The 12491-nt window shown below is 72.6% G+C and carries 10 protein-coding genes; 6 read left to right on the top strand and 4 right to left on the bottom strand.

The genetic code is table 11. The features are described 5' to 3' along the window. Positions 1-103 precede the first annotated feature (103 nt). A complete protein-coding gene (locus DBP14_RS19500; protein WP_129308444.1) occupies positions 104-1054 on the top strand; it encodes an AraC family transcriptional regulator in 951 nt (316 codons plus the stop codon). 218 nt (positions 1055-1272) lie between these two features. Here the strand turns inward: DBP14_RS19500 and DBP14_RS19495 are convergent, their stop codons facing one another. After that, positions 1273-4380, bottom strand: coding sequence for an FAD-binding and (Fe-S)-binding domain-containing protein (locus DBP14_RS19495; RefSeq protein WP_129308443.1), 3108 nt, complete (start codon positions 4378-4380; stop codon positions 1273-1275). Positions 4381-4537: 157 nt separating this feature from the next. Between DBP14_RS19495 and serC the strand changes: the two genes are divergently transcribed. Then, entirely contained in the window at positions 4538-5656 is a 1119-nt protein-coding gene (gene serC / locus DBP14_RS19490; protein ID WP_129308442.1) for a phosphoserine transaminase, read from the top strand. A gap of 529 nt (positions 5657-6185) precedes the next feature. On the opposite strand, the gene DBP14_RS19485 is transcribed toward serC, so the two are convergent. Further along, positions 6186-7163 carry a WD40 repeat domain-containing protein gene (locus DBP14_RS19485; RefSeq protein WP_129308441.1) on the bottom strand — a complete coding sequence of 326 codons (978 nt, stop codon included), beginning with the start codon at positions 7161-7163 and terminating at the stop codon, positions 6186-6188. 111 nt (positions 7164-7274) lie between these two features. Here DBP14_RS19485 and DBP14_RS19480 point away from each other — a divergent pair, with 111 nt between their 5' ends. Together DBP14_RS19480 and DBP14_RS19475 are read left to right on the top strand one after the other, a co-directional pair. Further along, positions 7275-7949: an SGNH/GDSL hydrolase family protein gene (locus DBP14_RS19480; protein WP_129308440.1), complete on the top strand. Its 675-nt coding sequence runs from the start codon at positions 7275-7277 to the stop codon at positions 7947-7949. Between the two features lie 106 nt (positions 7950-8055). After that, a complete protein-coding gene (locus DBP14_RS19475; protein WP_129308439.1) occupies positions 8056-8643 on the top strand; it encodes a Uma2 family endonuclease in 588 nt (195 codons plus the stop codon). Positions 8644-8649: 6 nt separating this feature from the next. Here the strand turns inward: DBP14_RS19475 and DBP14_RS19470 are convergent, their stop codons facing one another. Further along, complete coding sequence (locus DBP14_RS19470) at positions 8650-9522, bottom strand: dienelactone hydrolase family protein (protein ID WP_129308438.1); 873 nt, start codon at positions 9520-9522, stop codon at positions 8650-8652. 129 nt (positions 9523-9651) lie between these two features. Between DBP14_RS19470 and DBP14_RS19465 the strand changes: the two genes are divergently transcribed. Then, positions 9652-10647 carry a helix-turn-helix domain-containing protein gene (locus DBP14_RS19465; RefSeq protein WP_241740975.1) on the top strand — a complete coding sequence of 332 codons (996 nt, stop codon included), beginning with the start codon at positions 9652-9654 and terminating at the stop codon, positions 10645-10647. 42 nt (positions 10648-10689) lie between these two features. After that, positions 10690-11682, top strand: a complete 993-nt coding sequence (locus DBP14_RS19460; RefSeq protein WP_129308437.1) for an aldo/keto reductase — start codon at positions 10690-10692, stop codon at positions 11680-11682. Between the two features lie 173 nt (positions 11683-11855). Here DBP14_RS19460 and thpR read toward each other — a convergent pair whose 3' ends face one another. Continuing rightward, positions 11856-12428 (bottom strand): RNA 2',3'-cyclic phosphodiesterase, encoded by a 573-nt coding sequence (gene thpR, locus DBP14_RS19455; protein ID WP_129308436.1) that lies wholly within the window; start codon positions 12426-12428, stop codon positions 11856-11858. Positions 12429-12491 lie beyond the last annotated feature (63 nt).

The raw sequence follows: 12491 nt of genomic DNA, 5'->3' as shown, positions 1-12491 counted from the left end.
TTTCTGTGGTGTGCCCTCAGTCAACCGAGCGGCCGGATCCCGGGCCATCGTCGAGACGCTCGGCCGCATACGCGACCGTCCACGACGATCTACGCTGCCGGGTGTGGACGCACTCGGCGCACTCCTGACAGGTCCCCGCGCCCGCGGGGCCTTCCTGCTCCGCTCGATGTTCGACCCGCCCTGGGCTATACGCATCCAGGACGAGGCGCCGCTGACCGTGCTGACGATGGTCCGGGGCGAGGGCTGGATCGTGCCCGATCACCGGCCGGCCGTGCGGCTCGGCCCCGGGGACCTCGCCATCGTGCGCGGCCCCGATCCGTACCTGGTCGCGGACGACCCCGCCCGGGAACCGCAGGTGGTGATCCACCCCGGGCAGGTGTCGACCGACCCGGCCGGCGGCGAACTCTGCGCGGAGCTGCACCAGGGCGTCCGCATGTGGGGAGAACGCCCCGACGCCGAGCACGTGCTGATCAGCGGCACCTACCAGCTGCCCGGCGAGGTCAGCGGACGGCTCCTGCGCACCCTGCCGACCGTGCTGCTGCTGACGGCCGGGGAGTGGCGCTCGCCTCTGCTGCCCCTGCTGGAGGCGGAGTTGCGCCGCGACGAGCCCGGACAGCAGGTGGTCCTCGACCGGCTGCTCGACCTCCTGCTGATCACCGCCCTGCGGACGTGGCTGTCCCGGTCCGCTTCCGAGGCACCCGCCTGGTACCGGGCCCACGGCGACCCGGTGGTGGGTCCCGCGCTGACGCTGCTCCACTCCGATCCGGGCCGGCCCTGGACGGTCGCCGATCTCGCCGCGGAGGTGGGCGCCTCGCGTGCCGCCCTCGCCCGTCGCTTCACCGAGCTGGTCGGCGAGCCGCCGATGGCGTACCTCACGGGCTGGCGCCTCGCTCTCGCCGCCGACCTGCTGGCCGAGCCCGACGCCACCCTCACCACGGTCGCCCGTCACGTCGGCTACGGCAGCGCCTTCGCGCTCAGCGCGGCGTTCAAACGGGTCCGCGGGGTCAGCCCGGCCGAACACCGCGCCCTGGCCGGCACCGACTCCGGCCGCTGATCGGGTCGGGGGCGGGTGGCGGCTGGCTTGGAAGCGCCGGCCCACCCTGCCCCGCCGGTTCCCCGCTCGCGAGCCGACCCGAGAACGCCGGACCAGCCTGCCCCACCGGTTCCCCGCTCGCGGGCCGACCCGGGAACGCCGGCCCACCCTGCCGCCGGTTCCCGCTCGCGCGCTGCCCCAGGAAACGCCAGCCCACCCTGCCCCCGCCAGTTCTCCGCTCACCCAGGCTCCCCTCCGCCGCCCGATCTTTCGGTGTCGAGGGCCTCGGCCAGGACCTCCGCCAGGTGCCGTCCGCGCACCCCGGCGAGCTGTTCCAGCTGGGTGCGGCAGGAGAAGCCGTCCGCCAGGACCACCGTCCCGTCCTCCGCGTCCCGCACCGCGGGCAGCAGCTGTTCCTCCGCGCAGGTCTGGGACACCTCGAAGTGACCCTTCTCGAAACCGAAGTTGCCCGCGAGGCCGCAGCAGCCGCCGCTCAGGTCGCCGGTGAGGCCGGCGGACTCGCGCAGTTCGCGGTCTGCGGTGTCGCCGAGGACCGCGTGCTGGTGGCAGTGGGTCTGGCCGGTGACCGGGCGGTTCACTGCGGGCGGGGTCCAGTCGGGGGCGTGTCGGCGCAGGGCCTCGGCGAAGGTGAGGACCGCGGAGGCCAGTTGCCCGGCACGCGGGTCGTCGGGGAGGAGTTCCAATAGGTCGGTGCGGAGGGCCGCCGCACAGCTCGGCTCCAGGACCACGACCGGGAGGCCGGTGCGCAGGGCCGGTTCCATCAGGTCCAGGGTGCGGCGGTGCACGGCGCGGGCGCGGTCGAGCTGGCCGGTGGAGACGTAGGTCAGGCCGCAGCAGACCTTGGCCGGTGCGACGGCGACCTCAAGTCCGGCGTCCTCCAGGACGGTGACGGCCGCCCGGCCAACCGACGGTGCCAGGTGGTCGGTGAAGGTGTCGGGCCACAGGACCACCCGGTCCCGTCCCCCGCCGGGCTGTCCGGCACCGGCCTGCTCTCCGGCACCGCCGGGCTCCACAGCACCGGCCCGCCCCCCGGCACCGCCAGACTGTCCGGCAGCACCTGACTGTCCAGCCGCGCCTGACTGCCCGGCACCTCCCCGCTCTCCAGCACCGCCGGACTTTCCGGCCCTTCCCTGCTCTCCCGCACCGCCCTGTTCTCCCGCACCGCCCAGCTCTCCCACTCCGCCCCGCCTGCGGCGCACGCGTTCCCGCCACCACCCCGTGAACGTCTCCGGTGCCAGCCGGGGGATCTCCCGCTGGGGGGCGATACCGCCGAGCCGTTTCGCCGTGCGGGCCAACGGCCGTATGGCGCTGAGGTAGTTGACGAGAGGCGCGGTGTGGGTGCGGGCGACCCAGCGCAGCCACAGGGGCAGCCATCCCATGGCGTAGTGGGCGGCGGGGCGGCGCCGGCCGGCGTAGTGGTGGTGCAGGAACTCCGCCTTATAGGTGGCCATGTCGACGCCGACGGGGCAGTCCGAGCGGCAGCCCTTGCACGACAGGCACAGGTCCAGGGCGTCCCGTACCTCCGTGGAGCGCCAGCCGTCGGTGACGATCTCGCCCGCGAGCATCTCGTGCAGCAGCCGGGCCCGCCCGCGCGTGGAGTGCTGCTCCTCGCCCGTCGCCCGGAAGGAGGGGCACATGACGGCCGGCCCGGACGCCGTCGTCGTACGGCACTTGGCGACGCCGACGCAGCGGCGGACGGCTGCTCGGAAGTCGCCGCCGTCGGCCGGGTAGCCGAAGGCCACGTCGACCGGGCGGCTCGGGAGCACGGAGAAGCGGAGGCCGGTGTCGAGGGGTGCGGGGCGGACCAGCATGCCGGGGTTGAGCAGGTCGTCGGGGTCCCAGACGGCCTTGGCCCGCTCGAACAGCGCGACCGTCTCCGCGCCGTACATCCGGGGCAGCAGTTCGGCGCGGGCCTGCCCGTCCCCGTGCTCCCCGGACAGTGAGCCGCCGTGGGCCACCACCAGGTCGGCCAGTTCCTCGGAGAACCTGCGGAACCGGCCGACGCCGGCCGGGGTGAGGAGGTCGAAGTCGATGCGGACGTGGATGCAGCCGTCGCCGAAGTGGCCGTACGGAGTGCCGCGCAGGCCGTGGTCGGTGAGCAGGGCGCGGAAGTCCCGCAGGTAGGCGCCGAGCCGGGCGGGCGGCACCGCGCAGTCCTCCCAGCCGGGCCAGGCCTCACTCCCGTCGGGCATGCGGGTCGCCGTACCGCTCGCGTCCTCCCGGATCCGCCACAGCGCCCGCTGCCGGCCGGGGTCGGTCACCACGAGGGAGTCGACGACGTCTGCGGCCCGCACCACCGTCTCCGCACGCGCGCGTGCCTCGCCCCGGGTCCGTCCGCCCGTCTCGACGAACAGCCAGGCGCCGCCCCTGGGCAGCCCGGCCGGGGAGCGCACGAGGTCGGCGGCCATGCCCTCCACGGTCAGCGGCCCGTGCTCCAGGAGTCCGGCGGCGGCCTCGGCGGCGGCGCTCTCGTCGCCGTAGCCCAGCACGGCCAGGGCCCGCGCGCGGGGGGCCTCCACGAGGTCCACGACCGCTTCCGTGAGCACGCCGAGGGTGCCCTCGGAGCCGCAGAAGGAGCGGGCGACGTCGGCATGCTTCTCGGGGAGCAGGGCGTCCAGCGCGTATCCGGAGATGCGGCGGGGCAGTTCGGGGAAGCCGGTGCGCAGCCGGGCCAGGTCGGCCTCCACCAGCGCGCGCAGCCCCTCTGGTGCCCCGACCCAGTCCCGGCCGGGCCGGAGCCACTGGCCGCGCGCGGTGACGACGGTCAGTTCGCGCACGCTGTCGGCGGTCGTGCCCCAGGCCACCGAGTGGGAGCCGCACGAGTTGTTGCCGATCATTCCGCCGAGCGTGCAGCGGCTGTGGGTGGACGGATCGGGGCCGAACCGCAGCCCGTGCGGTGCGGCGGCCTCCTGGAGGTGGTCCAGGACGAGCCCCGGCTGCACGACGGCCGTACGGGTGCCGGGGTCCAGGTCGAGGAGCCGGTTCAGGTGCCGGGTGAAGTCCAGGACCACGCCGGTGCCGGTCGCCTGCCCGGCGATCGACGTGCCGCCGCCCCGCGGGACCACGGGCACGCCGCGCGCCCGGCACACCTCCAGCACGGCGGCCACGTCGTCGGCGTCCCGTGGTGCGACGGCCCCGGCCGGGACGCGCCGGTAGTTGGAGGCGTCCATGGTCACGAGCGCCCGGGAGGTGGTGTCGAAGCCGACCTCGCCCCGGACGGCGGCGCGCAGCTCTGCTTCGAGGCCCGCGAGATCCGCGAGATCCGTCGCGGGATCCGTGAGACCAGCGGTGAGACCCGTCGTGAGACCCGTCGTGAGATCCGTCATGCGTCCAGGATGCATCCGATCACGGACAGTCACCGAAAGTTGTCCACAGGGCCGCCCGTATCGTCGTACAACCGCACAAGTTCACCACCCCAAGATCCCGTCTCATCCGACGGACAGCCCTCCACGCGCGTTCCCCGCACCCGCTAACCTCGCTTTCGTGGCCGATATCGAGATTCCCGCTGACATCAAGCCCGCCGACGGACGCTTCGGCGCAGGCCCCTCCAAGGTGCGCACCGAGGCGCTGGACGCCCTCGCCGCGACCGGCAGCTCCCTGCTCGGCACCTCGCACCGCCAGGCCCCGGTCAAGAACCTGGTCGGCCAGGTCCGCGAGGGCATCAGCTCCCTGTTCTCCCTGCCCGACGGCTACGAGGTCGTCCTCGGCAACGGCGGCTCCACCGCCTTCTGGGACATCGCCACCCACGGACTGATCGAGAACAAGTCCCAGCACCTCACCTTCGGCGAGTTCTCCTCCAAGTTCGCCAAGGCCTCCAAGCTCGCCCCCTGGCTGGCCGAGCCCACCGTGATCGCCTCCGACCCCGGCACCCACCCCGAGGCGAAGGCCGAGACGGGCGTCGACGTCTACGCCCTCACCCACAACGAGACCTCGACCGGTGTCGCGATGCCCATCAAGCGGGTCGCGGGCGCCGACGAGGGCGCCCTCGTCCTGGTGGACGCCACCTCCGGCGCCGGCGGCCTCCCGGTCGACATCTCCGAGACCGACGTCTACTACTTCGCCCCGCAGAAGTCCTTCGCCTCCGACGGCGGCCTGTGGATCGGCGTCTTCTCCCCCGCCGCGATCGAGCGCGCCGAACGCATCCACGCCTCCAACCGGCACATCCCGGAGTTCTTCTCGCTCCCGACGGCGATCGACAACTCCCGCAAGAACCAGACGTACAACACCCCGGCCCTCGCCACCCTCTTCCTGCTCAACCAGCAGTTGGAGTGGCTGAACGGACAGGGCGGCCTGTCCTTCTCCACCGCCCGCACGAAGGACTCCTCCACCCGCCTCTACACCTGGGCCGAGGACAGCAAGTACGCCACCCCGTTCGTCACCGACCCGACCAAGCGCTCCCAGGTCATCGGCACGATCGACTTCGCCGACGAGATCGACGCGGCCGCCGTCGCCAAGGCTCTGCGCGCCAACGGCATCGTCGACACCGAGCCCTACCGCAAGCTCGGCCGCAACCAGCTCCGCATCGCCATGTTCCCCGCGATCGACCCCGCGGACGTCGAGGCACTCACGAAGTGCGTCGACTACGTCATCGAGAAGCTGTAACCGCGTCCGCGAGGACGCGAACGACGGCGGGCCGTCCCGGGAGAGACCGGGCCGGCCCGCCGTGCGTCTCACTCCCCGGCGAACAGCTCCTCAGCCGTCGTCACGGCCACGGAGCGATCGAGCCAGGTCCCCAGTACGTCCAGGTCGGCACAGCCCATGACCCGCTCGCGGACTGACTCGGAGACCGCGACACCTCGCGCACGGAGAACACGGAAGATGGCTTCAGCCTCACCCTGAGCACGGCCCTCGGCGCGTCCCGCCGCGCGTCCTCCGCGCGGACCCGGAGCCACGCTTCCTCCATCACGGTGCCGGCGCCGGGGAAGTTCGGGGTGTATGCGGCCATCAGTTGCCTCCACAGGGCACAGGCCGGGGTTTTCCCCAGACCGATCTCGTGTCGACTCTCCGTTCCAACGGCCTGATCTCGGTGAGGTCGGTGTCCAGCGGCTCGATCGAGCGGTACTCGGGAAAGGAGATGCCCCATGCCGCATGGGTGCCGCACATCGCCGTGTCATCGCTCTGCCCGTCATGCTCACCCGCGCCGCCGCGCCCTCCGCAGTCCGAAGAAGGCCGCCACGCCCAGGAGTACGACGATCGCGCCCACCTTCAGGCCAGGGGTGCTGTCACCCGATGTGGTCGAACTTCCGCCGGAAGAGGGGGACTTGGCAGAGGTCGGCGAGCCGCCGCCCGGTGCGGTCTGTGCCTCGACCGGGCTGTCGGTGCCCTCGCTGCCGTACAGGAGTTTGGTGCCGTCGATGGAGTAGGTGACCGACTCGCCCTGGCCCTGCAAGGGGACGTTGAGCCGGCCCTCGCGCTTGATCTTGCCGCCGTTCCAGTCGTAGTAGATGCCGCCGAAGTAGCCGCGTACGGCGAGCTGTCGGCCGTCGGGGGAGAAGGCGGCGTCGGTGGCCCACAGGTCGACGGGGGCGACCGGGTGGAAGACATTCGTGCCGGAGGCGGACAGGTGCGCCGGGCCCTCGTACAGGTGGCCGCCGTCCTGCTTCTTGTCGATGATGTAGACGCGCCCGGTCTTCGGGTGGACGAGCAACGACTCGGCGTCCCGGGGGCCGTTGGAGTACTTGACGACGTACTGCGTGGCCGTGACCGTCTGGTCCTTCAGCTCCTTCGGCTCGGGCAGCCGGTAGATCCATACGTACGGCCAGGTGCCGCCGAGGTTGTCGCCGATGTCGCCGACGTAGATCTCGTTGTGCGGGCCGATGGAGATCGCCTCGACGTCACGCGGGGCGCCGATGCCGCGCAGCGTCACCCGGGCGACCGTCTTCCCGGTCCGGCTGTCCACGGCGTAGATGTACGGCCCGTCGTCACTGTCGTTGTGCGTCCAGTAGATCCCGGGGTGCAGACGGGACGCGGCCAGGCCGCTGGACTCGGTGATCCTCGGATCCTTGATCGTGAAACCCTGGTCACCGGCACCGCCGTCGGCGGCGGAGGCGGGCAGCGCGCAGGCACCCGCTAGCAGGGCCCCGGCGAGCAGGGCGAACGGTCGGCGCATGCCCCCAGCCTGCCATCCCGGCCCAGCCTGTCATCGAGGACACCGGGACACGGCGCCCGACGTGGTGGGCCTCACACCCCACCCGCCGCCGGGATCGACCATCATGAGCGGATGCTCAGGTTCATGCCCGTAGGTGACTCCATGACGATCGGGAGCGCGGGCGAACACACCTGGCGTTACCGGCTGTGGCGGCACCTGTGCGAGACGTACGGCGGCCCCTTCACGTTCGTCGGCCCGCGCGAGGAGCTGTACGACAAGTCCGCCGAGGCCCCGACCTCGTACGCCTACGCCGATCCAAACTTTCCCCGCGCCCACCTGGCCGGCTGGGGCGAGGGCTGGCAGCAGATGACTCCGCTGATCGGCGAGGCGGTACGGCGGCACCGGCCCGACGTGCTCCTGGTCTCCCTCGGCCTGATCGACCTGGGCTTCTACACCAACGCCGAGCAGACGGCGGCGAACGTCCGCGCCTTCGTCGCCGCCGCCCGCGAGGCCCGGCCCCGCGTCCGCATGGTGCTGCTCCCGGTGATCCCCAACATCCGCGCCCTGACGGACGCGCCCTTCGCCGCCCAGGTCGAGCAGTTCAACGACCTGCTCGCCAAGACGGTCGCGGACCTGGACGAACCCCGCTCGCCGCTGCTGCTGGCCTCGCCGCCGGAGTCGTACGACATCGACACCGACACCTACGACGGGACGCATCCCAACGCGAGCGGCGAGCACCGGATCGCGGCGGCCTTCGCGGGGGCGATGTGGGAGGCCTGGGACATCGGACATCCGTACGCGGCCTGAACAGATTGTCAGTATTGGCCGAATTCCGGCGTCTCTTGGTCACGGTGCGTATCGTTGAACAGCGCGGTCGCACTCGTCCACAGAGCGGCCGGGGAGGAGCGCCACGATGACCGTCCTTGAAGACAGGATCGCGATGGCCGAGAGCGACACCGAGAACATGCTCGACGAGATGTTCGACCGGCTCGAGAAGATGCCCGTCCCCGAGGGATACAAGGTCGAGATCGTCGAGGGGACCGTATACATGTCGCCGCAGCGGGACACCCACTGGGAGATCATCCTGGACATCGTCGAGCAGTTGCGGCCCAAGTACCCCCGCAAGCGCATCAAGTCCGACGTCCGCCTCGACTACCCGGGCCACCTCAACGGCTTCGCGACGGACGTGACCGTCATGGTCGAGGGCGCCGAGAAGACGGAGACGGGACACTGGCGGTACCAGGACGTCGAGTTCGTCGCCGAGGTCATCTCCAAGGGGACGGCAGCCAACGACTACGGCCCCAAGAAGACCGCATACGCCACGGCCGAAGTCCCCGTCTTCGTCATCGCCGACCCCTACCAGCGCCGGTGCCACATCTACACCCAGCCCAAAGAGGGCGACTACGAGATCGAGACCACGGTCCCCTTCGGCAGCGACCTGGACCTCACCCATACCGTCGTGGGCCTCATTCTCAAGACCGACGAGTTCCCTCACGACTGACCGCCCTCAGGCCCCGGCGGACTCGGGCCGCAGCCGCTCCGCCAGGAACCCCAGGATCTCGTCCCTCGCCCGCACCGTCGGATGCCCCTCCCCGTCGACGAAGTGCGCGGTGACGACGCTGTGCGGAGTGCCGACCGTGTCCCGGAAGAACGGCGGCGGATCGGTGTTCGCGGCGCCGTCGGGCAGCACGCGGCCGTCGAAGGCCCCGCCCAGCAGGGACCGGTACGCGGCGAACCGCTGCCCGGTGCACCAGCGGTCCCCCGCGAAGCGGTAGGCGAGGACCGTCAGCCCGTCCCGGTCCACCCGCTCCCGTACGGCGGCGGCGTCCTCCGCGCTCAACTCCAGCCCGGCCGGGTCGTCCAGCGGCAGTGAGGGGTGGTTGACCACGGGGGCGATGACGGCGGGTTCCAGCGCCATCGTGAGGGCGAAGTTCCCCGTGAAGCACAGCCCGATCGCCCCGACCCCCGGCCCGCCGCACTCGGCGTGCGCCTGCCGCGCGAGCCCCCGCAGCCACGCCGTCACCGGACTCGTCCCGCCCCCGGCGAACGCCCGGAACTCCGCGCTCACGCACGCCCGCCGCACCACCACCTCCCCCCGCTCGGCCGTGGGATACCCCCCGTCGGTCCCGAACAGCGACGGCACGTACACCCGGAACCCCGCGTCCCGGACCCAGCGCGCCAGCCGGAGCACGTCCGGGCTGATGCCCGGCATCTCCGGCATCAGCACGACGGCGGGCCCGGTCCCGGCTACGTGGACGCCCTTCGCCACCCCATTCACCGTCACCTCCCAGCGTACGAAGTCGGTGATGGGGTCGTCGGCGGGATGACGGTCGGCGGGGTCACCGTCGGCGGGACGACGGTCGTCAGCGGCAGCGCTCATGGGCCTCATGCGCCCTACGGTGACGGCCCGGACCACCCCCCGACGAGAGGCGGGATCGCCACCCTCCGGGGTAATCTCGCCACCACCCTTCGGGGTGTCCCGCCGCCACCGTCACCCCAGGGGGCACCCGTGACCGCACTCCGGATCGGCGTCCTCGCCTACCCCGGCTGCTTCGCCTCGGAGGTGTTCGGCGTCCCCGACCTCCTCATCATGGCCACGCACATCGCCGGCCCGGACCACCCCGGCTACGAGGTCTCGGTCGTCTCCCCGCGCCGCCGCGTGACCGCGTCCGGCGGTACGGCCCTCGCCGTCAGGCCCCTGCGTGAGGTGGACGTCCTCATCGTCCCCGGCTTCGCACTCCTCCCCGCCACCGACATACCGGCGGCATTGGCCGCCCTCCGCCCCGAGACCGAGGCGATCCGTGCCCACGCGGCCACGGGGAACGCCACCGTCGCCATCTGCGTGGGCGCGTTCCTCGCCGGGGAGGCGGGCCTGCTCCGACACCGCGAGGCCACCACCGCCTGGCTGTTCGCCCCCGAACTGGCCCGCCTGCACCCCCACACGCGCGTCCGGCCGGACCGCCTGGTGGTCACGGACGACGGCGTGACGACGACGGCCGCCTTCAGCGCCATGTACGACTTCGCCCTCGACCTGATCCGCCGGCACAGCGGCCCGGCCGTGGCCCGCACCACGGCACGCGTGGCCCTCGTCGACGACGCCCGCTCCTCCCAGACCCCCTACGTGGACGCGCGACTGCTCCCCCGCCCCGGCGCCGCGTTCTCCCACCAGGTCATGCGCCGGCTCGACCAGCATCTGGCCGCCCCCTACGACCTCCCCGCCCTCTCGGCCGCCTTCGGCGTCAGCACCCGCACCCTGCTGCGCCGCTTCACCACCGAGACCGGCCAGACCCCGCTGCGCTACCTCCAGGGGTCCCGCGTCCGCCGGGCCCGCCACCTGCTGGAGACCACGGACCGCACGGTCGCCGCCATCGCCGCCGCCGTCGGCTACAAGGACCCCGGCACCTTCTCCGCCCTGTTCACCGCCCACACCGGCAGGCGCCCCACCGCCTACCGCACCGCCTTCCGCCGCCCGGCCGATCGGATCGTCCGCCCCGGGCCGCCGTAATCGCTTGCTTCGAGCGCACTCCACGCCGTTGGCTAGGGAGACATGGAGTACACGCAGCTAGGACGCACCGGACTCAAGGTCAGCCGACTCGTCCTCGGCACCATGAACTTCGGCCCGCAGACCGACGAAGCCGACTCGCACTCGATCATGGACGCGGCGCTGGACGCCGGCATCAACTACTTCGACACGGCGAACGTGTACGGCTGGGGTGAGAACAAGGGCCGTACCGAGTCGATCATCGGCAACTGGTTCGCGGGGGACCCGGGGCGGCGGGACAAGGTCGTGCTCGCGACCAAGGTGTACGCGAACATGGCCGCCAGTACCGACGCCTGGCCCAACCACGACAAGCTCTCCGCGCTGAACATCCGCCGGGCCGTCGACGCCAGCCTCAAGCGGCTCCGGACCGACCACATCGACATCTACCAGTTCCACCACGTCGACCGCAGCACGCCGTTCGACGAGATCTGGCAGGCGATCGACGTCCTCGTGCAGCAGGGCAAGATCCTCTACGTGGGGTCCAGCAACTTCCCCGGCTACAAGATCGCCCAGGCGAACGAGGCCGCGGCCCGGCGGGCCGGCACCATCGGGCTCGTCAGCGAGCAGTGCCTCTACAACCTGTACGAGCGGCGCGCCGAGATGGAGGTCATCCCGGCCGCCCAGGACTACGGCCTCGGCGTCATCCCGTGGTCGCCCCTGCACGGGGGCCTGCTCGGCGGAATCCTCAAGAAGGAGGTGCGGGGCGGGCGCCGCGCCTCCGGGCGGGCCGCCGACACCCTCGCCGACCCGGCCGCACGGTCGCGGATCCAGGCGTACGAGGACCTGCTCGACAAGCACGGTCTGGAGCCCGGCGAGGTCGCGCTGGCCTGGCTGCTCACCCGGCCCGGCGTGACCGGCCCGATCGTCGGCCCGCGCACGGCCGGGCAACTCGCCTCCGCGCTGCGGGCGGCCGAGCTGGAGCTGAGCGAGGAGCTGCTGGCCGGCCTGGACGAGATCTTCCCGGGGCCGGGTCCGTCGCCGGAGGCCTTCGCCTGGTAGCGGCTCGCTCGCCGAGCCGCGGGGTGCGGGGCACGCCGGCGGGCGCCGCGGGGCGTGCCGGGGCGGTGGCCGGTCACCTTCCCAGGGCCGCCGCCACCGCCACCACCGCGAACATCAGCACCAGCACGACGGCCATGATCAGGTTCCGGGTCTTCGGGTCCACGTCGTCGAGCCTAACCGGCCGCCTCGAACGGCCAGCGGCCGACCGTCTCGTAGCGGGGCTGTTCCCCCGGCACCCCGGACCTCGGCAGCCGGCTGCGGACCAGCGCCAGCTCGGACACGGTCCACTGGGCGCCGCGGAAGCCGGCGAGGGCGTCGAGGTACGGCCGGGTGTCGAGCGTGCCGCGGCCGCGGGCCAGGGTCAGGTGGGCCTTGTAGCGGCGGTGCTCGTCCCGCGCGAGGCCGGCCTTGCGGGCCGCCGCCTCCGCGCGGCCGGCCAGCACGCGCAGTGCCTCCACGTCGCCGGCGGCGCCCGTCCAGAGGGCCTTGCCGTGGCCGAACTGGCCGCCGCCGGAGAGGGCGAGCGGGAAGGGGGCGGTGCGGTGCGCCGCGCGGGCCAGGCGGTCCGAGAGGGCGGGGAGGAGGTCGTCGTCGACCTCGCCGTAGAAGGCGAGGGTGAGGTGCCAGCCGGGCCGACCGGTCCACCGCAGCCGGTCCGCCCCCGGCAGCTCCCTCAACCGGGCGACCTGGACGGCGAGTTCGTCCGTGATGCCTTCCGGGGGCAGCACGGCGGCGAAGAGTCTCATGCGGTCACTGTCCCAGAACCGTCCCCGCCGGTTCGGGCGGAAATGCCGTGGCCAGGCCGCGAC

This window comes from Streptomyces sp. L2 (assembly GCF_004124325.1).
In the GTDB taxonomy this organism is placed as follows: domain Bacteria; phylum Actinomycetota; class Actinomycetes; order Streptomycetales; family Streptomycetaceae; genus Streptomyces.
The sequence above is the reverse complement of the archived record's forward strand: the minus strand, read 5'-3'. Positions and strand labels throughout refer to the sequence as shown.

Coding starts and splice junctions, on each gene's coding strand:
- DBP14_RS19495 (WP_129308443.1), bottom strand. CDS start 4,380: ATGACGGATCTCACGACGGGTCTCACGACGGGTCTCACCGCTGGTCTC.
- DBP14_RS19485 (WP_129308441.1), bottom strand. CDS start 7,163: ATGCGCCGACCGTTCGCCCTGCTCGCCGGGGCCCTGCTAGCGGGTGCC.
- DBP14_RS19480 (WP_129308440.1), top strand. CDS start 7,275: ATGCTCAGGTTCATGCCCGTAGGTGACTCCATGACGATCGGGAGCGCG.
- DBP14_RS19475 (WP_129308439.1), top strand. CDS start 8,056: ATGACCGTCCTTGAAGACAGGATCGCGATGGCCGAGAGCGACACCGAG.
- DBP14_RS19470 (WP_129308438.1), bottom strand. CDS start 9,522: ATGAGCGCTGCCGCTGACGACCGTCGTCCCGCCGACGGTGACCCCGCC.
- DBP14_RS19460 (WP_129308437.1), top strand. CDS start 10,690: ATGGAGTACACGCAGCTAGGACGCACCGGACTCAAGGTCAGCCGACTC.
- thpR (WP_129308436.1), bottom strand. CDS start 12,428: ATGAGACTCTTCGCCGCCGTGCTGCCCCCGGAAGGCATCACGGACGAA.